The following is a 20,200-nucleotide window of genomic DNA, read 5'->3' as shown; positions in this document are numbered from 1 at the left end:
AAGCAGTGCTTGCCACAACACCTAGAAGGATTCCGACGATAAAGCAGCCGGAGGCGATAATGTATGCTTTTTTGCTCATGTGATTGGTAGATGCCTAACGTATAGTATACGACAGTTCGTTAATATTGGGTTTTACGACTGGTCGCATATTACTTGTAAGTGAGGGGCGATTGTTGAATTATTCCATCCGCTATGGCCCATTCGAGCTTTCGCGAGCAGTTCGGGGACTTGGCCCGGAAAAAGGGCGTGCAGGAATCATTGATTCCATATTGGGCCAATTGGGTCATGGCTTGGGGGAAGTATCTCTCGCCTCGCAAATTCGTGGACGCTGGGGAATCCGATGTCGAGGCCTTTTTGCAGCATCTGGCTGACCAAGGCAAAGCCGGTTGGCAGATCGAGCAGGCCGAGGCAGCACTCAAACTCCTGCACCAATCCCGCTACCCCGCCCCGTGGTCGGCTGATTGGAAAGTGCGCCAGCCGCTCGCCGCGGCCACCGCCTCGCCCGAACGGCGGCCGCCGCTCGACGAAGAGTTCCTCCGTGCCCGGCATCAAGGCAAGTCCGACCGCGGGGAACTGCCGCCGCGCTTTGCCCCGTTCATCGACGAAATCCGCGCCGCCGTCCGCGCGAGGTATTGTCAAAAGTTGTGTTTTGGAGTGTGGCCGCAGCGTGAAGTCTGGCGGGTATAAGAGGGTTGGTTAGGCGGCGATTTCTTGGTTGGCGGGTGGTTTGGTTTGCTCGATTCCGTCCTCGAAGCGCACCGCTTGGAGAACCTTGGGCAGGAGTTTTTGGCCGTTGAGTTTTCGCCAGTGTTTCTGCGCGAGTTGGGCGAGTTTGAAAACCATGGCCAGGGTGGCGACGACCGAGCCGCAGCCCTTGGTTCGCGCGGTGCGCAAGCGAACGGTGGCGAAGGTGGATTCGATCGGGTTGGTCGTGCGCAGGTGAGCCCAGTGCTCGGCGGGGAAGTCGTAAAAGGTGAAGAGGCGTTCCTTGTCCTTTTCCAGGCAGTTCCATGCCGCGGGGTATTTGGCGGCAAAGGCCTTGCGGAAATCCTCCCAGGCTTCCAGCGCCTTCTTGCGCGACGGGGCCAGATACATCTCGTGGATCATTTCCTTGGCCCGCGGCTGCACGCTCTTGGGCATCTTGTCCAAAACGTTGGCCGTCTTGTGCACCCAGCAACGCTGGGCGGCGACCGCTTCGCCGTATTGCTCTTCCAATGCCCCCCAGAAACCCAAGGCCCCGTCTCCAATGGCCAGCTTGGGCGGCTGGGACAACCCCCGCGTTTTGAGCCCCTTTAATACCTCCAGCCAACTCTCCTTGCTCTCGCGGTAGCCGGCATCGATGGCCACCAACTCTTTGGTGCCGTCTTCCAAGGCCCCGACGATGACCAAAACGCAAAGGTTGTCGCCGCCAAGACGAACGCGAAAATGAATGCCGTCGGCCCACCAATAAACATGCCGCCGATCACCCAAGTCCCGCTGCCGCCATTGCTCCATCTCGCCTTGCCAGCACTGCGTCAAACGCACCACCGTCGTCGCCGACAAGCCCCGGGCCGAGGGGCCCACCAGCGCCTCCAAGGCCTCATGCATCTGCCCGGTGGATACCCCGTGCAAGTAGAGCAACGGGATGAGCCCTTCCACACTCGGCGTCTTGCGAAGGTATTTGGGCAAAATCGCGCTGCCCCATGCTCCGCCGTCACGGTGCCTCACCCGCGGCACATCCACCGCCACCGGCCCCGCCCCCGTGAGCACCTCGCGCTGCGGCAGCCGCCCGTTGCGAACCGCCAGCTTCCGGCCATCGGCGTCGGCCCCCAGCCTCGCCAAGTGTTCATCGACCTCCAACTCCAAAGCCGCTTGCAGAATCTTCTGCGCCCCTTGCCGGATAATCCCATCCAGCACGCTGCGCCCTTCATCTTTGGCTCGCTCCGCGAGCCGGATCATTCCATCGTTGTTCATAGCAGGTGTTTCCTTTCGGGTTCTGGTCGCCGGCGCGTGCCGACCGACCGGGTTTGTTTTTTCACTACCCCGTCAGGTTCACCTGCAACTTTTTCCCCAGCCACAACTTTCGGTCATACCTCGACTGTCCTTCAGAAGCAGTTCGTTTTCATTCGTATCCGATGGCTCTGAGTTGTTGGTCGAAATCGGCGGGCAACTCCGCCAGCGGCTGGTCGAGATCCCGGGCTGCGTCGTTGAGCAGGTTGCGCAGGAGGAGCTCCGCGACCGGATCGGTGCCTAGGTTTTCGCGGATGCGAGCGCTTCAAAGTCCGCTACGGCATGCCGCCAAACCGCTACCGCCGAGTTCACCGGGGCCAGTTCGTTTGATGCGTCAGGGTGAGTATGGCTCAGTGCGATCTGTTCGATGGCGTTTGAAGAGAATGCATCGGTGAGTTCCAATGGCTCCGTTATGGAAATAACCCGCCTGATGGGCGTCTGTAATATGATGTGTGAGACGATCCGTGCCAATCGTATGCGGTTTTGTGCCAAGGGAAACGCCGTGCTTGCGACGGTGCATGGCGTGGGCTTGATTGGGCATGCCTTCATTTCGCGGATTACCGGGTTGGTTCCCGCCGCGGCCAAAGACCCCAGACGATGAAACCGCGCAAATTGAGACCCGGAGAACGCCCGCAGGTGCTGTCGCTGTGGGGTTGTCCCGAGCGACTCTAGTTTTCTCGAGACGTTGCCGGCGGATATAGGATTCCAAACAAAAAACTTATTTTACTATACAAGCACTTTTATGCTCTCCACAACGTGCGGATGGCAATTCGACTGTCCGAGTGATGCGGCGGTGTTGGAAGTTTGAGAAGGCGGGACAATGAACGAGCGGGACAACACGATTGATCTCATGCGGGCCTCGGCGCTGGTGCTGATCATCTTGGCCCATACGATTTCAAAGGAAACCCTGCTCTTTCAACTCCGGAACTTTGATGTGCCGATGATGGCGGTTGTTTCCGGAATGGCGTTTGCGATGTCGGCGCCTGCGGAACTAAAACTGGGAGCCTACTACATCCGTCGGTTTTTACGCCTGCTCCTGCCATGCTGGGTTTTTCTGACGCTGTTGTTTTGTATCGCCCCGCTGTTTGTGGCGGGAGATCCGTTTAGTTGGGGTCAAATTACGCAAAGTTTCCTTCTTTCGAACAAAGGCTCCATTGGCTATGTTTGGATTATCCGCGTGTTTTTGCTGGTCGCGCTGACCGCGCCTCTCTTGCATGCGCTGCAAAAGCGGGTGGGCAACACGGCATTTGTTTCGATTTTGCTGAATATTTATATCGGCTATGAATTGATGTTGAACTACATGCCTTTGCCCGTGACGACCTGGGTTCGGACGCTTGTCTCTGATTACATCTTTTTCGGACTGGGCTACTCGGTGCTTTTCGGGGCCGGAATGTTACTGAATTGTCTGCAATGGCGCGGGCGGGTTGTGTTTCTGCTGGCATCGGCAGCCGCCTTGATTCTGTGTATTCTGTTCAAGCACGGCTTTAATCCGGGAGAAATGGGAAGTTGGTTCAAGCCTCAAAACTCCAAATATCCGCCGGGGATCTATTATGTCCAATGGGGCCTGACGATGTCCGTGTTCACGAGTCTTGTTTGCATGAAAGTCCCGCTAACGGGCCGGTTCAAAACGGGGATTGCTTTTTTGGGCTCGGCCAGTCTGTGGATCTACTTTTGGCATATTGTTGTATTGTATGTGGTGCAATGGAATCCCGGGGCGTTTTCACTTGTCCGTCAACCTGGTGCACTGCTGTTTTTATTTGTTCTGACGGCTTCTGTGCTGCTGACTGCCGGGCATCGTTTTGTGTTCGGCTTCGTGGCCACCCGCACGCAGCGGTTCCCGGTGATGAATCAATTCTTAACGAATGCGTTTTTAAAATAAGGAGGAATGTTATGATGGCGGGTCTTTCGATTTGGAGGGGCACGTTGTTTCTGTAACCGGCGGAACGCATGGTATGGAGATGGCGGTCGGAATCGTGCCCGGAAGGGGTGGCGCAAGTTGCGGCGAGTAAAAACCGGCCGCGGCAAAAAGGAATGTTCCCCCCGCGGCGATCAAGAATCTGTAGGGCCTGTTCGCTCGGACCCAGGCCAACCAGTTCGACCTGCCCGCGAGAATGAATCGCAACGGTTCTCTGTTCGCCGCACAGTTTCTTTAGGAGGCTCTCGAAACACTCGATGAGCTGCGGAGCCAGACTGGTTGCCAGTGAGACGGCGGCAAGCCGGTTTGTTTGCGGAACCAGCGGGCGAAATAACTCGGGTCGCGGAAACCCAGTTCGTCGGCCACCGCGGTGACGCGGTTGCCGCGGCGCAGTTCGTTCTCCGCCATGCGCAGCAGCTCGCGGTCGCGCCATTGCCCCAGCGTGAGGCCGCTGGCCTGACGAACGAGACGATTGAGGTAGTCTTTCTGAAGACCGGTGCGGCGGGCGAGTTCGCCCGGGCGCGGCCAGTTGCCTTGATTGTCCGCATGCCAACCACGGCGCAATCGCGCGAGGATGGTGGCGCCGGGGCGCTCGGGCGCGGGTTCGCCCGTGCAGGCACGGCGGCAGGCGTCGAGAATGAAGAGCATGGCAGCCCCGGCGATCAGGTCGAGGTCGCGGCCGCGTTCTCCCGAGAGCGAGGCTACATGCTGGCGCACGGCCATGAGTGCATCCGCGGAAAGTCGGCCGCAGCGGAAACGGCTGTTCTTCGGCGCCGCACCGCCAAGATCGGCCACCAGACAAATGGCGCGGCGCGGGGCTTGCTCGCGGAATTCATGCATGCGTCCCCGGGGCACGAAGAAAACAGATCCCGGACCGACCGGGTATTTCTTCGGCCCGACCCGTTGTTCTCCGTGTCCGCGCAAATAGAGCAGGAGTTGGCCGTGCGCATGCCGGTGCGGTGCGAATCGGTCGAAGGGCTGGAGGTGCCGGTTGACGCGCAAAGAACGCACGAACCAATTCCCACACCGCAACCGCAAACGCCGCAGAACAATGGGGGAGACGGGGTTCCGAGGAATTTTGGGCATAAGCACAATAAATAAAGTCGTGTTTGTGCTGGAGAAAGCGCTTTCGCCCATGGAGTCGCCGCATTTTTGCCGGCAAAGTGGGGCCATGACGCGTCCTGTCATTCTCGTCACCGGGGCAAGCCGCGGGCTCGGCCGGGGCATCGCGCTTTGCCTTGCCAAGGAGGGCCACGATATTGCCATCCACTACGCGAGCAATCGAGCAGCCGCGGACGAAACCGTCCGGTTTTGCCGCGACGCAGCCAAGGATTCGCGCCAGAAGTTCTTTCCGGTTTCCGCGCAGTTGTCGTCCACCGCGGAGGGGAAGGCCATGTTCGATTCGGTTCTCGACGAATTCGGCCGTCTGGACGGACTCGTCAACAACGCGGGTATTGCTCCCAAAGTGCGCACCGATATTGCCGAGGCGGACGAGGAAAATTTCGACGAGGTCATCTCAGTCAACTTGCGCGGGCCGTATTTTTTGAGCCAACTCGCGGCGAAATGGTGGCTGGCGCATCCGGGGGAGTCGCTTTTGCGCGGCGGCTACAAATTGGTGTTCGTCACTTCCATTTCCGCGCATACCGCCTCGGTCAACCGCGGCGAATACTGCATAGCCAAAGCCGGCCTGGCCATGGCCGCGCAGTTGTGGTCCGTGCGGCTGGCTGCCGAGGGCGTGCAAGTTTACGAGGTGCGACCGGGCATCATGAAGACGGACATGACCGCCGGCGTGACAGACAAATACGACAAGCTCATCGCCGGCGGACTTGTGCCGCAAAAACGCTGGGGAACGCCTGAGGACGTGGGGCTCTCCGTGGCCGCACTCTGCCGCGGCGATTTCCCTTTCAGCACCGGCACCGTCATCGACGTGGACGGCGGCTTCCAACTGCGGCGTCTTTGAGAATTATGATCAAGCTTGATACTTCGCTGACGCCGCAAAGTCTGGAAAAAGACGCGGTCCGTGTCTTTGAGGCTTCCGCCCCGAAAATCCTCGCGCTGCAAAAGCGCTGGAAGGATGCCGACGGCACGCCGGTATTCACGGTCAAGGGCCGCTACACGTCGCGCGGTTGGACCGAGTGGACCCAGGGGTTCCAGTTCGGAGCGGCCATTCTGCAGTTCGACGCTACTGGCGACGGGGAAATGCTGGGCATCGGGCGCGAGGGAACGCTGAAGTTGATGGCGCCGCATGTCACGCACACCGGCGTGCACGACCACGGATTCAACAATGTCAGCACCTACGGCAACCTGCGCCGCCTCTTGCGCGAGGGGCGGTTGCCGGCGGACGAGTGGGAAGCCCATTTTTACGATCTGGCCCTCAAGGCCAGCGGTGCGGTGCAGGCGGCCCGCTGGACGCAAATCACGCCGGAGCTTGGTTACGTTTATTCGTTCAACGGCCCGCACTCGCTTTTCTCCGACACCATCCGCACGATGCGCGCACTGGCCCTCGCGCATTTGCTCGGACATCGCCTCATGGGCGAAAACGACAGAGCGGTGTCGCTGCTCGGACGCATCATCCAGCATGCGGACACGACGTCGCGCTACAACGTGTATTTTGGAAAAAATCGCGACATCTACGACGTGCGCGGACGGGTCGTGCACGAGTCGGTGTTCAACACGAACGACGGCAACTACCGGTGTCCGTCATCGCAGCAGGGCTACTCGCCGTTCACCACATGGACTCGCGGCCACGCCTGGGTGCTGTGCGGTTATCCCGAGCAATTGGAGTTTCTCGAAATACTTCCGGCGGAGGAATTCGGGCCCTACGGTGGCAAGGAGGCCGTGTTGGCACGATTCCTTGAGACGGCCAAAGCAGCGGCGGACTTTTATCTGGACCATACGCCGACCGACGGAATTCCCTACTGGGATACCGGTGCGCCCGGTTTGGCCAAGATGGGAAATTATCTTGATCGTCCGGCCGAGCCTTTCAGCGACCATGAGCCGGTGGACAGTTCGGCTGCGGCGATCTCCGCACAGGGGTTGCTGCGTCTCGGTCGCTGGCTCGAAAACCACGGCGAGCCGGAGGCCGGGCGAAAATATTCTGCCGCGGGTCTGACCACGGCAAAAACTCTGTTTGCCGAGCCTTACTTGAGCAGCGATTCGGATCACGAAGGCTTGCTTCTGCACACGGTTTATCATCGTCCGAACGGATGGGATCATGTTCCCGCCGGACGCAAGGTTCCGTGCGGCGAGGCGGCTATGTGGGGGGATTACCACGCGCGCGAACTTGCGCTTTATCTTCTCCGGCTGGCCGGACGCGGACCTTACCTCACGTTTTACTCATGATCATCGCCGACCTATCCGAAATTCATGGCCGCACGTATCCGGCGCGGCGCCGAACGCAAAATATTGTCGGCGGGATGTCGCCGATCCAAGCGGGCAACTTCGCCATGGGCAATGTCACGCTCGAGGCGAACGGCGGACAGGTCCCTTGGCACAACCAGGAGCAGGAGGAAATTTATTTCATAGTCGAGGGGGAGGGGGAAATGTGCCTCGGCGACGAGCGTCGCACGATCAAGGCGGGTCAGGCCGCTTATATTCCTTCGGGAGTTTTTCACCAACTCACCAACACGGGATCCACGCCCATGCGCATGATCTACGTTTACGGCCCTGCCGGCGACGTTGCCCATTGGCGTCAGGAGCTCGACGGCACCCTGCCCGTTGCGGGCGTGGATGTGCCGCCTCTTCCCCCGGGGGCGCAACCGCAGTGTCACGCAACGTTCGCCAAGGACGCCAAGGAATGAAGGAGGAGGATGTTTTGGCCAAGCGGGTGCTTGATGAGGCGTTTCGGTTGCACACCGAACTTGGGCCGGGGCTGCTGGAATCGGTTTATGAGCAAGTGCCCGCGGCGCGACTGCGCGACCGTGGCGAACTTTGCGTGAAAAACTTATGAAAACACACAGCGTGGGCATCATCATGAATGGCGTGACGGGGCGCATGGGGACGAACCAGCACCTGATCCGGTCGATCAAGGCCATTATTGATCAGGGCGGGGTCAAAATCAGTGATAATGAAGGCATTATGCCCGATCCGATCCTCGTCGGACGCAGTGAAGCCAAGCTTGCGGCCCTGGCTGAGCGGACGGGTGTCAAGCGCCACACCACCGACCTCGACGCGGCGCTCAAGGACAAGCACAACCTCATCTATTTCGATGCCACGCTCACCGGGCAACGGCCGGTCGGCGTGCGCAAGGCTATTGCGGCCGGCAAACACATCTATTGCGAGAAGCCGTCGGCCACGACTTCGACGGAAGCGCTGGCGCTCGCCAAGGAGGCCGAGGAAGCCGGTGTGAAGAATGGCGTGGTGCAGGACAAGCTATGGTTGCCCGGACTTCTCAAGCTGAAATATCTCATCGATACCGGCTTCTTCGGCACAATCCTCTCCGTGCGGGGCGAGTTCGGTTACTGGGTTTTCACCGGAGAGCACGAGAAGTTGCAGCGCCCTTCGTGGAATTACCGCAAGGAAGAAGACGGTGGCATCATCGTGGACATGCTTTGCCACTGGCAATACGTCATCCGGAATCTTTTCGGGGAGATCAAAGCGCTTTCGTGTCTCGGGGCCACGCACATCCCGCAACGCTGGGACGAAAGCGGCAAGCCCTACAAGTGCACCGCCGACGACTCGGCCTATGCGACCTTCGAGTTGACCAATGGTGTTGTTTGTCACTTCAACTCTTCCTGGTGCGTGCGCGTGAAACGCGACGATTTGCTCACGCTGCAGGTCGATGGCACGGAGGGATCGGCGGTTGCCGGCTTGCGCAACTGCACCGTCCAGCATGCCTCGGCCACGCCGCGTTGCTTGTGGAATCCGGATCTGGACAGCCCGATCGACTACAAGGCGGGTTGGATCACGCAACCCTCCAACGAGGTTTATGACAACGCGTTCAAGGTCCAGTGGGAGCTTTTCCTGCGTCACGTGGTGAAAGACGAACCTTTTCCCTGGTCCCTGCGCGAAGGAGCCAAGGGCGTGCAACTGGCCGAGTTGGGGCTGCAATCCTGGGCCGAGCGCCGCTGGCTCGACGTCCCGCCTCTCAAATAGGACGCTTTGTCGATGCCTGACCCGCTCACCAGTGCCGGGACTCGAGGACGTCCGGGGCTGGTCACAGTGACATTCCGTCAACTTGCGCCCGAAGAGATTGTCGCGGTCGCGAAATCCTGCGGGCTGCAGGTGCTCGAGTGGGGCGGGGATGTCCATGTGCCGGCCGGCGATACAAAGCGTGCGCGCGATGTGGCGGCCCTGACGCGCGCCGCGGGATTGGAGACGGTTTGCTACGGCTCCTATTACCGTGCGGGGCACGAGGGAGAGGGAGGCAAGCCTCGGTTTGCCGACGTTCTCGAGACGGCCGTCTCCTTGGGCGCCCCGTGCATCAGGGTTTGGGCCGGCAATCGCGGATCGGAAGTTGCTGACGAAGCTTATTTCCGCCACGTCTGCGCTGATGCCGAACGCATTGCTGGGCTGGCGGATGCGCGTGGAATCCGCATCGCCTTCGAGTTTCACAGCGGCACTTTGCACGACAATGCGGAAGCGGCGGGCCGTCTTCTCGGTGCATTGCCGCATCCGAACATCTTCTCCCTCTGGCAACCGCTCGTTTTGCTCGATGCGCAACAGCGTGAGCGCAGCCTGCGAGCGGTCCTGCCGCGCTTGGCGCACGTCCATGTGTTTCACTGGGTTCCGGGCGATCCGGCCGACCGCCGGTCGCTGTGCGAAGGCGAGGATGATTGGCATTCATGGCTTGAAACGATACGCGCCGCAGGAATCAAGGCCGACGCTTTGCTCGAATTCGTGAAGGGTGACGCCCCGGAAGCGCTTGCCGCCGATGCTTCGGTCCTGCGCCGGTTGACGGGCTTTGCCTCTTGAAAGATTGAACAATGGCCAATCCCGGTTCCCGATCCGAGTTGTCCGGTTTATCCGGTGTTTGCGCCGGGTTTTCCCCTGCCGCGCGCTGGATTTGGCTGCTTGGCGATCCCTTGCCGGTGAATGCCGTGGCGGATTTTCAGGGAAGGTTCTCGCTGAAAAACAAGCCGCGCAGGGTGCATTTGCGGATTTCCGCCGACTCGCGCTACCGCTTGCATGTGAATGGCCGGTTGGTTGGCCACGGACCGGCCCGAGGATACCCGGGACATTATTACTATGATGAGCATGACATCACCCGCCTGCTGAATGTCGGGGTCAATGTGGTGGATGTGCGCGTGGTGCATTGGGGCGAGGGAACTTTTCACGGGCTGGTGTTGCGTGCGGGCATGATTTGCGAGGTGAGCGCGGGCGATGGCTTGCCATTGTCGAGCAGCACGCGCGCGTGGCGCGGCCGCACGGCAGCTGCTTATGCCGTCGCCGCGCCGCGTATCGCTTGCCAAATGGGTTTCGAGGAGCAGGTGGATCTCGCGCTCGAGGCGGGTGCCGGCGATGGCCGGCCGGCGACTGGCAAAGGGTGGGGCAGCGTGGTGGAAATCGGCGGTGCAGCTTCCGAGCCATGGGGGCCGTTGAAGCCCCGCGCCATTCCGGATTTGGGAGGCGAGACATCCGTGCCCGTGGGCGCACGCGACTGCGGCCAAACCACGGACGAGGGCCTGGTGCTCTCGCTGCGTGCAGGCAATGATCTGGGATGCGAAATGCGCGCCGCCAACAGCAAGCGCACCGATGGATTCTTCGCCGCCGCGTTCCATGCGCCACAAGCCGGCATTTTGCGTCTGCGTCGTTGTGCGATGTATGGCAATCCGGTCCGGGTTTTTCTCGACGGGCGCGAAGTGAAATTGCAGCAAGCGCGCTTCGACCTTGAGGCGCGTGTTCCGGTGCGGCGCGGCAGCCATGTGTTGGTGCTCGATTGGCACGGCGTCACGCACGACACCGACGTGGGCGTGAGTCTTTCCGATATTCCCGGACTGGCGCGTGCGCCGCTGCCGGGCTTCGGTGACGCGACGTGGGTGTTCCGCAAACCTGCCGGCCAGCGCGCGCTGATCCGGCGGGCGAGAACATGGAAGGAGCTTGCCGCGCTGCGCGGTTGGCGGGCGGTTTCTCCAGCTCAAACGCCGGCACACGATGTCTATGTCGCGATGACGGCGCGAGAACCCGGCCCGACGGTGCCGCTCGCGGGGTTGCCATTGTCCATTTCCCCGGGCGTCACACCGCGGCGCGTGGTGCTTGATTTCGGTGCGGAGCGTCTCGGCCGGATCGCGTTGGAGATCGACGCCCCGCGGGGAAGCGTGATCGAGATAATGGGCGTGGAGGCATGGGGTCCGCAGGGGCCGCAATTCACCGAATTGATGAGCAACACCGCCCGCGTCCTTTGCAAGGGCGGCAGGCAGCGGTTCGAGTCCATCGTCACGCGAGGGCTGAGGCACCTGATCCTCGATATCAGACCCGAAGGAAGGGAGTTGAGGTTGTTGGACGCGCAAATTCGCTCGGAGACTTTTCCCTGGAATCCTCGCGGCCGCTTCGCCTGCTCGGAAACGCGGCTCAATCAGATCTATGAAATGTGCGCCCACACGCTGCGCATGAGCAGCATGGATGTGTTCGTGGACGCCGTCTATGAGCAGACGCTCTGGGTGGGGGACACCTGCAGCATGCTCATCCCGGTGCATCATTACGTGCAGGGCGAGTCTTCGCTGCCGGAGCACAGTCTGCGCATGATTGCCCGGTCGCTCGAGCGCACGCCGCTGGTAAACTCGCAGGTGCCCGGTTCCTGGGAAGATCGGATTATTCCCAACTGGAGCTTCTTCTGGGTGAGTGGCGTCCGCGCGCATTACGAGATGGGGGGCAACGTGGCCTTCCTCCGCGAGATGCTGCCGGCGCTTGCCCGGCAGGCGGACTTTGTCCTGCGTTCGACGAATGACGAGGGATTGTTCGAGATGCACGGCAATGTCTGGCATTTTCTCGATTGGAACGGTCAGGCGGACGACTGCCACAGTGTCCGGCACGCGGTTTATTGCCACGAGAACTGCCTGGCGCTCGCCGCCTTTCAAGACACCGCGTGGCTGGCCCGCGAGGCCGGCGACTTCAAGCTGGCGGCGCGTATGAAATCGGCGGCCGGAAAGTTGCGCGCCGCCATCATGCGCCGCTTCAAACTTCGCCGACAGGATGCTTTCGGCGAGACCCGCGCCAACGGCATCACTTCGGCGCTCGTCACCGCATCCACGCAAATCTGCGCGCTGCGGGCCGGATTGCCGGAAAATCCGGCGGAAGTTTCCCGCCGCGTTTTGTCTCCCCCCGAAGACTGGGTGCCCACGGGCACTCCGTGGATGTGGTCGCTCGGCGCGCTGCAAGCCTGCGCCCATGGTGCAACGCCGCAGGTTTGCCGGGGCATCGCGGAGCATTGGGGGCGCATGCTCGACCAAGGCGCAACCGCCGCGTGGGAAATGTTCGAGGGGCGCCACCGGCCGGGGTTGCCGACGCGTTCGTGGTGCCATGGATGGTCAGCCGGACCGGCCTGGATTCTTCCCGCCTACGCGCTCGGTGTGCGTCCTGCGGCGCCGGGATGGGAAAAAGTCATCATCGCCCCGCAGCCCGGAAACCTGCTGTGGGCCGAGGGCGTCGTGCCCATGCCGCGAGGCGACCTGCATGTCCGCTGGGATTTGAAAGACGGCCGGCCGCATGTCCGTTTCAAGGCGCCCAGAGGCACGACCGTGGACGTGCGCTGACATCCCTTCGGCGTCGAGATACATTTTCAGTTCCTGCAACTATGACAGCGACATTTCCGTCGCCGGTTGCGTGCTGCACTTGTCGCTCATTGCTTGGGCGGCCAGGCACAGTTCGGCGGCTTTGAACGCGTGTTGCTGTGTCATCGCATTTTCCGTGCGGTTCAGGCAGTCGAGGATGAGTTGCCCGAAAAACGGGTAGCCCACCTTGCCGGCGCACGCGATGCGGTGCTCGCCTTTGCCGTCCACGAGCAACAACTGGTCCGGCCCGTTGGATGTGGCGATGTCGGTGTATTTGCGCAGTTCGATGTAGCCTTCGGTCCCGAGAATTATGAGCCGCCCGTCGCCCCAGGTGCCGAGGCCGTCCGGCGTGAACCAATCGACGCGGAAATATCCCGAGGCGCCGTTGTCGGCTTGCAGCACGCATTCCCCGAAATCCTCCAACTCCGGGTAGTCCGGGTGCGCTGCATTGCGGGCGGCCGCATGGACCACGCGGGCGTCGGTGGCGCCGGTGTAAAAAAGGAATTGCTCGCACTGGTGGCTGCCGATGTCGCAGAGGATGCCCCCGTATCGGGAGCGCTCGAAAAACCATCGCGGGCGGGAAGCTGCGCTCAGACGGTGCGGACCCGTGCCCAGCGTCTGCAGCACGCGGCCGATGGCACCCGCGCGCACCAATTGCCCCGCGTGGACGGCGCATTCCACATGCAGCCGCTCGCTGTAATAGACCGCATACTTCCGGGATGTCTGCGCCACGGTCCGGCGCGCCTCGTCCAGTTGTGACGCGGTTGTGAACGGCGTCTTGTCGGTGAAGTAGTCCTTGCCGGCGCGCATGACGCGGCAACCCAACGGTCCCCGCTCACTGGGCACCGCCGCGGCGGCAACCATCATGATCTCCGGATCTTCGAGGACTTCGTCCAGCGAGCGCGCCACGCGGGCCTGCGGGTATGTTTCAAGGAATGCGCGCACCCGCACCGGATCCGGATCGAAGACCCACTTGAGCGAGGCGCCCGCTTCCACCAGACCGTTGCACTGGCCGTAAATGTGCCCGTGCTCCAAGTGCACCGCGGCAAACTTGAAATCGCCGGGCTTGCACACCGGTGCCGGTTTGCCGCTCGGCGCGTAATTCATTCCGTCATTCGCGCTCATGCGATCTTCTTGGGTTGTGTTCGTAGCGCCGCGCGGTCGATCTCCCGGAGGGTTCGGATGATTGTTCTGCTCGGTGCCGGCCATCCATGGGTTCCGCAAATTTTGCACCGCCGGACTACCGCACTCAATACTGTCCGCTCTCTGGCGACTGGATCAAAAGCGCAAGGGCAGTATGTCGCGCAGCTGGTTTTGCCTCACTTGACTTCCAAGGGCACGTAGCCTTGGTCGCCACCGAGACGCTTGAACCGAAGGAAAAGGACAAAATAGGCGATCGTGCCGGCAATCGAAATGAGAAAGCCGACCAGGAAGGAATAGCGGTATTGGTGGCCAGACACTTCGATCATCGTGCCCAGTGCGGGGGGAAGAACCATGAAGAAAATCGCCATGGGAATGGTTATGGCCGACGCCAGTTGCGCGAACTGGGCGCTCGGAAGCAGTCGCGAACCCAGCGACGCTGTCCCGGTCAGGTAAACCCCGGAGAGCACGGTATGGAGGACGAATATGACGAAGAATGCATTGATTGTTCCGGGGAGCAGGAAACCGGCAAGCATGACCAGAGCGTAAACGGCGGTGGACAGCAGACCCAGGCGCAAGGGGTGAAAGCGGTCGGCGAGAGCTCCCAGCGGGTAGGCGATCAAAAGCGAGATCGTGTAGGAAAGGGCGAGGCACTTGCCGTAGAGATCGTCGCTCATGCCTACACTGCGCGCGTGAAAAATGCTGAAGGTGTTGACGGGTGAAGCAGCCGCATAGCCGAGGATGAAAGCCGCGTAAAGCCAGAGGTAAAACGGCGTCGAGAAGCACTCACGCAGGTAAGTCATGACCGGGGCCAGCAGTGCGCCGCGACGGAAAGACGATTCGGGCGGCGGCTGCGGATATTCGCCTTCCTTGACCTTCAGGCACATGATCCCGAACCCGATACCGTAGAGCAGTCCCAGGGCGACGAAGATCTCCATCGAGTGAGTGGCCACTTTGCCCATGAGGAAAAAGTTGAAAACGATGCCCGCCGCGAGGCTCACCGCCCGGAAAAGCCCGAAAAACCGTCCGATCAGTTCCCGCGGCACCACGTCGTTGCACAGCGCCATGAAGATCGGGTTCACCACAATTGTTCCGATCTCGAACGCCGTCCAGAAAAGGGAAAAGACCAGAATCCGGGAAGCCATGAGTCCGGGCGATTTCGCCCCGAGAGTCTGGTGCAGCCATTCGCCCAAGGAGGGTGTCACCGCCAATCCGAACATCGCCAGTGCCACAAAAGGGGTCGTCGCAAGCAGGAAGGGTATGCGTCGTCCCCAGCGCCCGCGGTGGCGGTCGGAGCGCACGCTGACGATCGGGCCGAGCAGCATGCCCAAGCCGGCCGGTATCGAGCCGACCAGGAGGCCCACCAGCCAGTCCGGCGACTGGAATTCGCGCAACATCACCTGCGCACTGGGCGTGACCGCCCGCTCTTTCATCATCCAGCAAAAATCCCCCAGCAGCAGCCAGAGAAAAAGCACCACCAGGCCCCCGGAGGCATAGACCAAGGTCCCCGCGCTCCAAGTCTTTGGCGCGCCACCGGGCGCACCGCCGTTTTTCCGTAATGCCTTCAAGCGCCGAAAACCGCGCGCACGGCTTCAAGGTATCCCAGGCCGTGGCGCATATCCGGTTCGAGGTAGCTTCCTTCCGACCATTCGTTCCATGAATTGATCGTCACCATCGGTATCTGGCGTCCGGTGCGCGCCTGCATGCGCTCGCGCGTCATGCGCAAGGCAGTTTCGAATTCCTGCGGAGAACTGTCCCCGATGACCGAGATGAAAGGATACGAACGGTTGGCGAAAATATCCGATTGCGTCGTGCGGGGGCTGGCGTCCCAGCCGACGGTGACATTCGGGATGTAGGGGATCCCGAGCGCCGCGGTGTCCTCTGCCCAATAACGCAAGTAGCCGTCACGGATGGACCGGTAGGAGACGGCGGGAAACTGTTCGAAGGTCGTGTGGTGCACGTAGACATACGAGGTGGCGCTGTCGAACCCGAGATCGTTGACCAAGCGGCTGTTTTCGACCGGAGTGGTCTCGCCGGGCAGGATCGGCGTCCCCCAGACGATGGCGTTGAGATGAAGGTCGGGGAAGCCGGCTTTTTTCGTTGCCTCGCGGAATCTCTCAAGCGCCGCGCGGGTTTTTTCGACGCTGCCAAACCCGGCGACCAGACGACCGAGGTCATAGACCGAAAAAAACGGGCATCCTTCGATAAGTTGGTGCGACGGATGGACAAAGTAGCGACCGACCAAGCGCTCGATGATGGCATCGAAGGCACGGTCATCGACCGCCCCTGGCTGGAGAAGGCGGGCATGCTCGTAAGGATTTTTACTGTATTTCGCCGGGAAGAGATCCACCCAGTCGTGGTTCGCCCACATGCAGCAGAATTTCACGCGGTCGTTGTTGGCCGCCCCGAAGTATCCCCGCTCAAGGCAACCCTCGAGAAAAGGACCGTCCTGATAATGATACCAGTCGAAGATGAAACAATTGACGCCGTGGTCCGCCGCCGCGGAGATTTTTTTCTCCATGACAGCCGGATCGGATTCGTCTTCATAACCCCAAGCCGGGACACGGGGTTGGTAGTGCCCGTCGAACCTTGGATGAGCGGCTTTCATGATCTGCCATTCGGTCCATCCCGGCCCGTGCTCACGCTCGTTGGCAGGGTCGATATGATAATTCGGAAAATAGTAAGCGGCGACAATTGTCCCCGTGGAGTCCTTTGGTGAGGTTGTGTTCATTGGTGCTGTGCTCATCGGAGGCGCTCTGAATCAGACGGTTCGTGGTTCCCGGACGGGTGTCAGCGGGACGAATCCAGGAAAAACGTGAGGTCATCTCCGCGGTCTTCCAAACCTCCGGTGAAAGGTTGTTGTTGCTTGCCGCGGCAGAATCCCCAGATGCCTTCGTAGCCGCCGGAGTTTCTTCCGGTGAGAATCCGCTGGCCTTCTTTCATCTCCACGGGAAAGAGCTGGAAGGAATACCAGGCACCCTTGGTCAGCTTGATTGGCGGGAAGCTGATGGTGAGCCAGTTTCCACCGGTGCCGACATTCTGCTCCCCGATGGAGAACTCGTATTCCCCGACCACGGTGCCACCGGCCATCGAAGGGGCGTCGCCAGTGCGGATCTGCAACTTGTATCTCTGGGTGGCGCCGGTTTCCCATGGATGCTCCGACTGGATCGGCTCCAAGTAGAGGCCCACGGTGGCAAGCGGGCTATCGCTCTCCCAGAGGAAGGACTGTGCTTGCGAAATGCAGTTTTCCAACGAATCCCAGTAGCGGTATTGCACCGCTTCGCCCGGCGACCCCGTCGAGAGGACGATGGCGCCATCGGGCGGTTGTCCGACATTGCCCAGCTTGACGGCGTTGTCGGAATCGGCCCGCGCGCTGGCGACGGCCAGGGTCAATGCCAGGAAGGGCAAGGCGAAGTTTTGCGGTTTGGTGAGGAGTGTGTTTTTCATGTGATGCGAGTTTTTATGCGGTGTTGACGATGGTCACCGGGGAGCGACCTTCATCACGGCAATGCGTGTGTTGGCGTCTTTTTCCCCGGCTCCCGTGACGAACGAAATGTGTTTGTCATCGGGGGAAAATTGGGGGTGCGGGTGGCGCGGTTGCGGATGAGCCCACAGGATGTCGGCGTATTTCTCGGTCGCGCCTGTGGCCAGATGGCAGACCCAGATCGCTCCGCGCCAGTTTTCCACGGGGACGGAGCAGCCGGGGAGACTGCCGCGGAAGACTTCATCGGAGCGAGTGTCATAGACCCAGAGCTTTTCGTCGCCGGAGATCTGGTTGTGCACCGGTATCTGTGCAACCTTCACCAAGCGTTCTTCCTTCCCGGTGTCCGGAGTGTAGCGGCAGAGCCAACCTTCGTTATTGTCCCAATAGAGGGATTTTCCCAGCCGTCCCCATACCGGGTGATCCACGATCCTGCCCTTGGAGAATTCCACATCGCCCCCTCCCGTGCGGAGGTCGGCCACCAGGTTCTGCCTGTCGGTGAGCGCGGAGCCGTAGACGCGGTTGTAAAGGAAAGAGTCGCGGTCGCCTGGACGGATCGAGATATGGTTGATGGCCTCGTCCGGGGGCGAGTCACGCACGATCGAAGAACCGGTCACGTCGAAGTTCCGGTCGAGATCAAGCACCTCGATGTAGTGCTTTCCTCCAAGCAAGTAAGGGTAGATGAGACGGATGCCACGCTCATCGGCATGGTGCGAAAGCTCGCGCGGGATCGCCCCGGCCGGCATCGTCCGGAGCAGCTTTTTCTCCCCGGTCAGGCAGTTGAAAGCGAAGAGACGCGTGCGGCTTTTGTCATAAAAGAAGACCGCTTTGGCTTTATCGTTGTAAAAAGCATAATACTGCACCGGCGTTGTCACCTGCGGAAACCACTGGTCCGCACCGCCATTTCCCCCGTATTCGATCGTCGTCAGGTAATACAGGTCACCGGTCTCGACATCCGCTGCCATCACCTGCCGCTCGCCGGGCACCGTCGCTCCCGCTCCGCGCGGGCGATCGCGGGACGACTCGAAGAAAACATACTTCCGGCCCAGGATCTCGCCCCACGTCGTATTGTGGTAGTGGAAGATGGTGTCCATGCTCCCGCCTTTGGTGAGGTAGCGAACTGTGCGGCCAGTCTCGGCATCCACGACATCCTCCATTTCGTTGCCGGCCGGAATCCAAGCCGCGGGCACGGTGGGCGTGGGGCGCGTGCAGCCCGCCAGAGTGCAAAGCGCCACAAGTGCCACAGCCTTCGGCAGCGCCCGCCTCCTCATGGCTGCGTCGTGCTCCATGGAAAATTCGTCGCAACCACCTCGGCGTGAAAGTCGAAAAACATGGCGACCCGGCGGTCGCCGTAGAGGGGTTGTTTCGGCAAGGCCGCGCCGGCACCGGGCATTGTGTCAATCAGGGCAACTTGGCGCGAAGGGTTGGCGATCGCCATAAGCCGCACTCCCACGGCACCCGGGTCCCATCGCGTTCCGAACGGTGTTGCCTTGGTGCCGTCGAGAAGTTCGGTCGTTCGAAACGGAAGCCAGTAGCAGGCCGTGTTCAGGGGGTTTTCCTGTCGTAGGAACGCTTTGCTGGCTGTGCCGGGAACATAATCTGTCGCCTTCAGGTGCGCTGCTCCCAGATACGGGGCAAGGTGCAACATGAGACCGTCACCTGCGAATTTTTCTTTGACCACAAACTGGGTGTGGGACGTCAGGGTGGGAAGCTTCCCGCCGGAATCGGCAATGTATTGTGTCAGCGCCGCGCCGATGTTCTTTTGCGCCTGCACGCCGCTTGCCAGATCGGAAGAACGACGCATCGACCCAAAAACCGGGAACGACAAAGCCGCGAGCAGGGCAATGATGGCGATCACCACCAGCAACTCGATGAGGGTGAAGGCGCGTGATTCCGTGCTGCCCCCACTGGAAACGCGGAATGGTGGCATCAGAAAATTGTCGAAAGAGATTGCAAGACTTCCGTGCGGCTGGCACGGACCAGCCGGCGACAAACAACGTGCTGGCACAACTGCGCGCCGCTAACTCCGATGGCGGCGACGCAGAGCCAACGCTGCCAAACCGGCCGCGGCAAGCACCAAGGTGGCCGAGGTCGGCTCAGGAATGGCCATGGCGTAAAAGGTCATGTCACCAGCGCCGCCGTTCAGGCCCAAGTTGTCTTGGTTCGAGAAGATACCGTTAAGAGGAGCTGTGCCGCCGGGCAGGCCTATTTCATTATTCCTCAACAGGCGGAAGTTGCCAACGTCTTGCGTGGTGTTGTTTTCCAAGAAGAGCCGCTTTTGCGAGTCAATAGCAACCGGGTTGATCTGCCACACATACCAGTTGCCATTGGTCAGCGAGAGATTCGTATCCAGGTCGAGATTCAACCACGAGGTGCTGTTCACTTGGGCCGCGGTCAGCGTGAAGCTGTATTGGCCCACGACACTCATCGGTGACATGTTGTTTGAACCACGACCATTTGGGGTCGAGCTGATGATCAGCGTGTAAGCCTGCGTCGTGCTGTTGGACCAAGCCCAACCGCTCGTGGTGTTGGTTGGTGATACCTTTACGCCGATGGCATCAAGCGCATTGCTCGTGTTCCACTGGAATGATTGGGCAACACCCCGGAAGTCGTTCGTGGCGAAATATCTCCCCTGCACGGTTGTCGCCTGAGTCCCGATGGAGGACAATGTGGAATTGGTCGGCGCGTTCGACAATGTCGACACGGTGATCGTTTGCGCCTGAGCATTGCCGAGTGAAAACACGGCGACCAAGCACAGGGTGAGCAGGGATGTTGTTTTGGTGTTCATGGTGGTCATGGGGATGTGAGTTTGCGAGTTGACTTAATACGCCAAATCTCCGGCGCTATGCTCGCTTTTTCAAACGGAATAAATGGCAAAGTTTAGCATAAAAAGACTAGAACCTATCCCAAAACCTCGCGGGGTGGCGCAGGGTCATGGCGGAGCGGATGGCAAGGCGCGAGCAGGGA

Annotated in this window: 18 protein-coding genes; 9 read left to right on the top strand and 9 right to left on the bottom strand. The window is 60.6% G+C overall.

Features of this window, described 5'->3' with window-relative positions; translation table 11 throughout:
- Positions 1 to 192: 192 nt before the first annotated feature.
- Positions 193 to 687 (top strand): hypothetical protein, encoded by a 495-nt coding sequence (locus FGM15_11745; GenBank protein ID MBU3666531.1) that lies wholly within the window; start codon positions 193 to 195, stop codon positions 685 to 687.
- A gap of 9 nt (positions 688 to 696) precedes the next feature.
- On the opposite strand, the gene FGM15_11740 is transcribed toward FGM15_11745, so the two are convergent.
- Positions 697 to 1,953, bottom strand: coding sequence for an IS256 family transposase (locus tag FGM15_11740; protein MBU3666530.1), 1,257 nt, complete (start codon positions 1,951 to 1,953; stop codon positions 697 to 699).
- Between the two features lie 856 nt (positions 1,954 to 2,809).
- Between FGM15_11740 and FGM15_11735 the strand changes: the two genes are divergently transcribed.
- The gene (locus FGM15_11735) at positions 2,810 to 3,868 is read left to right on the top strand and encodes an acyltransferase (GenBank protein MBU3666529.1); all 1,059 of its coding nucleotides are present in this window, start codon (positions 2,810 to 2,812) and stop codon (positions 3,866 to 3,868) included.
- Positions 3,869 to 4,138: 270 nt separating this feature from the next.
- Here FGM15_11735 and FGM15_11730 read toward each other — a convergent pair whose 3' ends face one another.
- On the bottom strand, positions 4,139 to 5,170 hold the full coding sequence (locus FGM15_11730; GenBank protein MBU3666528.1) for a helix-turn-helix domain-containing protein: 1,032 nt from the start codon (positions 5,168 to 5,170) through the stop codon (positions 4,139 to 4,141).
- Between FGM15_11730 and FGM15_11725 the strand changes: the two genes are divergently transcribed.
- From FGM15_11725 to FGM15_11695, 7 genes are read left to right on the top strand one after another with little or no spacing between them, the layout of a single operon-like run.
- Positions 5,076 to 5,864: a 3-ketoacyl-ACP reductase gene (locus FGM15_11725; protein MBU3666527.1), complete on the top strand. Its 789-nt coding sequence runs from the start codon at positions 5,076 to 5,078 to the stop codon at positions 5,862 to 5,864. The genes FGM15_11730 and FGM15_11725 overlap by 95 nt on opposite strands.
- A gap of 8 nt (positions 5,865 to 5,872) precedes the next feature.
- On the top strand, positions 5,873 to 7,246 hold the full coding sequence (locus tag FGM15_11720; protein MBU3666526.1) for a glycosyl hydrolase: 1,374 nt from the start codon (positions 5,873 to 5,875) through the stop codon (positions 7,244 to 7,246).
- Positions 7,243 to 7,704, top strand: a complete 462-nt coding sequence (locus FGM15_11715) for a cupin domain-containing protein (GenBank protein ID MBU3666525.1) — start codon at positions 7,243 to 7,245, stop codon at positions 7,702 to 7,704. The genes FGM15_11720 and FGM15_11715 overlap by 4 nt, the downstream gene beginning before the upstream one ends.
- On the top strand, positions 7,701 to 7,853 hold the full coding sequence (locus FGM15_11710; GenBank protein ID MBU3666524.1) for a hypothetical protein: 153 nt from the start codon (positions 7,701 to 7,703) through the stop codon (positions 7,851 to 7,853). Before FGM15_11715 ends, FGM15_11710 begins: the two co-directional genes overlap by 4 nt.
- Positions 7,850 to 8,998 (top strand): Gfo/Idh/MocA family oxidoreductase, encoded by a 1,149-nt coding sequence (locus FGM15_11705; protein MBU3666523.1) that lies wholly within the window; start codon positions 7,850 to 7,852, stop codon positions 8,996 to 8,998. Before FGM15_11710 ends, FGM15_11705 begins: the two co-directional genes overlap by 4 nt.
- Before the next feature lie 12 nt (positions 8,999 to 9,010).
- On the top strand, positions 9,011 to 9,817 hold the full coding sequence (locus tag FGM15_11700; protein ID MBU3666522.1) for a TIM barrel protein: 807 nt from the start codon (positions 9,011 to 9,013) through the stop codon (positions 9,815 to 9,817).
- A gap of 11 nt (positions 9,818 to 9,828) precedes the next feature.
- Positions 9,829 to 12,594 carry a hypothetical protein gene (locus tag FGM15_11695; GenBank protein ID MBU3666521.1) on the top strand — a complete coding sequence of 922 codons (2,766 nt, stop codon included), beginning with the start codon at positions 9,829 to 9,831 and terminating at the stop codon, positions 12,592 to 12,594.
- A gap of 39 nt (positions 12,595 to 12,633) precedes the next feature.
- On the opposite strand, the gene FGM15_11690 is transcribed toward FGM15_11695, so the two are convergent.
- The 7 genes from FGM15_11690 to FGM15_11660 all read right to left on the bottom strand — a co-directional run bounded on the left by FGM15_11690 (position 12,634) and on the right by FGM15_11660 (position 20,030).
- Positions 12,634 to 13,737: a Gfo/Idh/MocA family oxidoreductase gene (locus FGM15_11690; GenBank protein ID MBU3666520.1), complete on the bottom strand. Its 1,104-nt coding sequence runs from the start codon at positions 13,735 to 13,737 to the stop codon at positions 12,634 to 12,636.
- A 194-nt stretch (positions 13,738 to 13,931) separates the two neighbouring features.
- A complete protein-coding gene (locus FGM15_11685) occupies positions 13,932 to 15,188 on the bottom strand; it encodes an MFS transporter (GenBank protein MBU3666519.1) in 1,257 nt (418 codons plus the stop codon).
- 128 nt (positions 15,189 to 15,316) lie between these two features.
- On the bottom strand, positions 15,317 to 16,498 hold the full coding sequence (locus tag FGM15_11680) for a hypothetical protein (GenBank protein MBU3666518.1): 1,182 nt from the start codon (positions 16,496 to 16,498) through the stop codon (positions 15,317 to 15,319).
- Positions 16,499 to 16,542: 44 nt separating this feature from the next.
- On the bottom strand, positions 16,543 to 17,199 hold the full coding sequence (locus FGM15_11675; GenBank protein ID MBU3666517.1) for a hypothetical protein: 657 nt from the start codon (positions 17,197 to 17,199) through the stop codon (positions 16,543 to 16,545).
- Positions 17,200 to 17,232: 33 nt separating this feature from the next.
- Positions 17,233 to 18,522: a hypothetical protein gene (locus tag FGM15_11670; GenBank protein ID MBU3666516.1), complete on the bottom strand. Its 1,290-nt coding sequence runs from the start codon at positions 18,520 to 18,522 to the stop codon at positions 17,233 to 17,235.
- The gene (locus FGM15_11665) at positions 18,501 to 19,163 is read right to left on the bottom strand and encodes a prepilin-type N-terminal cleavage/methylation domain-containing protein (protein ID MBU3666515.1); all 663 of its coding nucleotides are present in this window, start codon (positions 19,161 to 19,163) and stop codon (positions 18,501 to 18,503) included. The genes FGM15_11670 and FGM15_11665 overlap by 22 nt, the downstream gene beginning before the upstream one ends.
- Positions 19,164 to 19,253: 90 nt before the next feature.
- Complete coding sequence (locus tag FGM15_11660; GenBank protein MBU3666514.1) at positions 19,254 to 20,030, bottom strand: PEP-CTERM sorting domain-containing protein; 777 nt, start codon at positions 20,028 to 20,030, stop codon at positions 19,254 to 19,256.
- Positions 20,031 to 20,200: the final 170 nt, after the last annotated feature.

The sequence above is a fragment of the Chthoniobacterales bacterium genome, assembly GCA_018883245.1.
Lineage (GTDB): Bacteria > Verrucomicrobiota > Verrucomicrobiia > Chthoniobacterales > JACTMZ01 > JACTMZ01.
The sequence above is the reverse complement of the archived record's forward strand: the minus strand, read 5'-3'. Positions and strand labels throughout refer to the sequence as shown.

What these genes read in the sequence shown, in the direction of transcription:
- FGM15_11745 (MBU3666531.1), top strand. Translation starts at nt 193, where the DNA reads ATGGCCCATTCGAGCTTTCGCGAGCAGTTCGGGGACTTGGCCCGGAAA.
- FGM15_11740 (MBU3666530.1), bottom strand. Translation starts at nt 1,953, where the DNA reads ATGAACAACGATGGAATGATCCGGCTCGCGGAGCGAGCCAAAGATGAA.
- FGM15_11735 (MBU3666529.1), top strand. Translation starts at nt 2,810, where the DNA reads ATGAACGAGCGGGACAACACGATTGATCTCATGCGGGCCTCGGCGCTG.
- FGM15_11725 (MBU3666527.1), top strand. Translation starts at nt 5,076, where the DNA reads ATGACGCGTCCTGTCATTCTCGTCACCGGGGCAAGCCGCGGGCTCGGC.
- FGM15_11730 (MBU3666528.1), bottom strand. Translation starts at nt 5,170, where the DNA reads ATGGCAATATCGTGGCCCTCCTTGGCAAGGCAAAGCGCGATGCCCCGG.
- FGM15_11715 (MBU3666525.1), top strand. Translation starts at nt 7,243, where the DNA reads ATGATCATCGCCGACCTATCCGAAATTCATGGCCGCACGTATCCGGCG.
- FGM15_11710 (MBU3666524.1), top strand. Translation starts at nt 7,701, where the DNA reads ATGAAGGAGGAGGATGTTTTGGCCAAGCGGGTGCTTGATGAGGCGTTT.
- FGM15_11705 (MBU3666523.1), top strand. Translation starts at nt 7,850, where the DNA reads ATGAAAACACACAGCGTGGGCATCATCATGAATGGCGTGACGGGGCGC.
- FGM15_11700 (MBU3666522.1), top strand. Translation starts at nt 9,011, where the DNA reads ATGCCTGACCCGCTCACCAGTGCCGGGACTCGAGGACGTCCGGGGCTG.
- FGM15_11695 (MBU3666521.1), top strand. Translation starts at nt 9,829, where the DNA reads ATGGCCAATCCCGGTTCCCGATCCGAGTTGTCCGGTTTATCCGGTGTT.
- FGM15_11690 (MBU3666520.1), bottom strand. Translation starts at nt 13,737, where the DNA reads ATGAGCGCGAATGACGGAATGAATTACGCGCCGAGCGGCAAACCGGCA.
- FGM15_11685 (MBU3666519.1), bottom strand. Translation starts at nt 15,188, where the DNA reads ATGATGAAAGAGCGGGCGGTCACGCCCAGTGCGCAGGTGATGTTGCGC.
- FGM15_11680 (MBU3666518.1), bottom strand. Translation starts at nt 16,498, where the DNA reads ATGAGCACAGCACCAATGAACACAACCTCACCAAAGGACTCCACGGGG.
- FGM15_11675 (MBU3666517.1), bottom strand. Translation starts at nt 17,199, where the DNA reads ATGAAAAACACACTCCTCACCAAACCGCAAAACTTCGCCTTGCCCTTC.
- FGM15_11670 (MBU3666516.1), bottom strand. Translation starts at nt 18,522, where the DNA reads ATGGAGCACGACGCAGCCATGAGGAGGCGGGCGCTGCCGAAGGCTGTG.
- FGM15_11665 (MBU3666515.1), bottom strand. Translation starts at nt 19,163, where the DNA reads ATGCCACCATTCCGCGTTTCCAGTGGGGGCAGCACGGAATCACGCGCC.
- FGM15_11660 (MBU3666514.1), bottom strand. Translation starts at nt 20,030, where the DNA reads ATGACCACCATGAACACCAAAACAACATCCCTGCTCACCCTGTGCTTG.